1 protein-coding gene is annotated in these 1,429 nt (G+C 52.9%); it reads left to right on the top strand.

The window, feature by feature from the left end:
- The first annotated feature begins 84 nt into the window (after nt 1-84).
- Complete coding sequence (locus ACKPVM_RS20400; protein WP_409311573.1) at nt 85-1,395, top strand: IS4 family transposase; 1,311 nt, start codon at nt 85-87, stop codon at nt 1,393-1,395.
- Nucleotides 1,396-1,429: the final 34 nt, after the last annotated feature.

Here is a 1,429-nt window from a genome sequence, read left to right as displayed (position 1 = left end):
TAATGCCGATCAGTTAAGGATCGGTTGACCGATCCAGTGGCTGTGTAAAAATCCGGAAATGCTCACCCGTTTCCGGATTTTTTTATGCACATTGGACAGGCTCTTGATCTGGTATCCCGTTGCGACTCTTTGCATAACCCACTGACTTCTCTGGGGGATTATCTCGACCCCGAACTCGTCTCACGTTGTCTCGCCGAGTCCGGCACGGTCACGCTACGCAAGCGACGTCTCCCGCTTGAAATGATGGTCTGGTGCATTGTCGGCATGGCGCTTGAACGTAAAGAGCCCCTTCACCAGATTGTTAACCGTCTGGATATTATGCTGCCGGGTAACCGTCCCTTTGTCGCCCCGAGTGCCGTGATTCAGGCTCGCCAGCGCCTGGGAAGTGAGGCCGTTCGCCGTGTGTTCACACAAACTGCAGAGCTCTGGCATAGTGAAACGCCACATCCACACTGGTGTGGCCTGACTCTGCTGGCCGTGGATGGCGTGGTCTGGCGAACGCCGGATACACCAGAAAATGATGCAGCCTTCCCGCGCCAGACACATAGCGGAAAACCGGGACTCTATCCACAGGTAAAAATGGTCTGCCAGATGGAGCTGACCAGCCATCTGCTCACGGCTGCAGCCTTTGGCACGATGAAAGAGAGTGAAAATACGCTTGCTGAACAGTTGATAGCACAGACAGGTGATAACACGCTAACTTTACTCGATAAAGGCTATTACGCACTGGGTCTGCTGAATGCCTGGAATCAGGCGGGGAAACACCGGCACTGGCTGATCCCGCTGAAAAAGGGGGCGCAGTATGAAGAGGTCAGGAAGCTGGGTAAAGGTGATCATCTGGTAAAATTGAAAACCAGTCCACAGGCCCGTAAAAAGTGGCCGGATCTGGGGGAGGAAATCACAGCACGGCTACTGACGCTGACCCGCAAAGGAAAGGTCTGTCATCTGCTGACGTCGATGACGGATGCGCTGCGCTTCCCTGGTGGAGAGATGGCGGACCTGTACAGCCACCGGTGGGAAATCGAGCTGGGCTACCGTGAGATAAAGCAGACGATGCAACGGAGCAGGCTGACACTGCGAAGTAAGAAACCTGAGCTCGTGGAGCAGGAGTTATGGGGGGTATTACTGGCCTATAATCTTGTAAGATATCAGATGATTAAAATGGCAGGACATCTGAAAGGATACTGGCCAAATCAGCTGAGCTTCTCAGAATCGTGCGGAATGGTGATGCGAATACTGATGACACTACAGGGTGCTTCACCGGGCCGCATCCCGGAACTAATGCGTGATCTTGAAAGCCAGGGACAACTGGTGAAATTACCGATAAGAAGGGAAAGGGCCTTCCCACGAATAGTAAAAGAAAGGCCCCAAAAATACAGTAAGGCCCGTAGATAAACTGCCAGTCAGTCGCTTAACTGACTGGCATTAC

The organism is Pectobacterium hainanensis (assembly GCF_046237015.1).
Classification (GTDB): domain Bacteria; phylum Pseudomonadota; class Gammaproteobacteria; order Enterobacterales; family Enterobacteriaceae; genus JBJYIN01.
The sequence above is the reverse complement of the archived record's forward strand: the minus strand, read 5'-3'. Positions and strand labels throughout refer to the sequence as shown.